Source organism: Carboxylicivirga linearis, assembly GCF_018271995.1.
Classification (GTDB): domain Bacteria; phylum Bacteroidota; class Bacteroidia; order Bacteroidales; family Marinilabiliaceae; genus Carboxylicivirga; species Carboxylicivirga linearis.
In genome coordinates this window covers 1-767 of sequence record NZ_JAGUCO010000114.1, presented here as the reverse complement: position 1 = coordinate 767, position 767 = coordinate 1, and the positions used below count along the sequence as shown (strand labels likewise).

The window sequence follows — 767 nt, the reverse complement described above, 5'->3', positions numbered from 1 at the left end:
TGGAAGAAAAGCACCAATTGGGATGAAGCCAAATTCAAACATGAAGAAAGCCTGAAAATTGCTTGTAGTATTATTGAGAAGTTCTTTTTGGAACAAGTTAATCACAAAGATGCCCAGCAGTACATCAAGGAGCGTAACATGGCTATTCCTGAAGACGGCAGCTTCAATATTGGTTATGCTCCAACTGATAATGCTCTACTGGCCTATGCACGAGAAAAAGGATTAAAAACAGAGATACTTGAAGAAATTGGTGTACTCAAAAGCAATGAAAAAGGCGTTTATGACTTTTTTAGAAACCGACTGATATTCCCTGTTTCCAACTCACGAGGTCAGACTATTGCATTTGCAGGGCGTGACCTGAATGAAAATCCGAAGGTTAAGTATTTGAATACACCTGAAAGCTGCATTTATACTAAAGGTAATGAGCTGTATGCTTTAAATGTGGCTCGCTTTGCCATTAAAAACAATGACAGAGCATATATAGTTGAAGGTTATTCAGATGTGCTTCGGATGCACGATATAGGTGTGGTAAACACAGTTGCGACTTGCGGAACTGCACTCACCAATGCACAGGCAAAGCTCCTGAAAAAATATACCAATAAGGCTACACTTATTTACGATGGCGATAGTGCCGGGCGAAATGCCATGTGCCGAAATGCTGAAATCCTGATAAAGAACCAATTTCACGTTTCGGTATTGGTACTCCCGGAAAAACAAGACCCTGATTCTCTTTTCATCGACAACAAAACGTTTCTTCAGTACGATGA

The 767-nt window shown here is 40.2% G+C and carries 1 protein-coding gene; it reads left to right on the top strand.

From position 1 onward, the window contains the following. On the top strand, positions 1-767 hold a 767-nt coding region (locus KEM10_RS23900; RefSeq protein WP_212220947.1), incomplete at both ends, for a toprim domain-containing protein.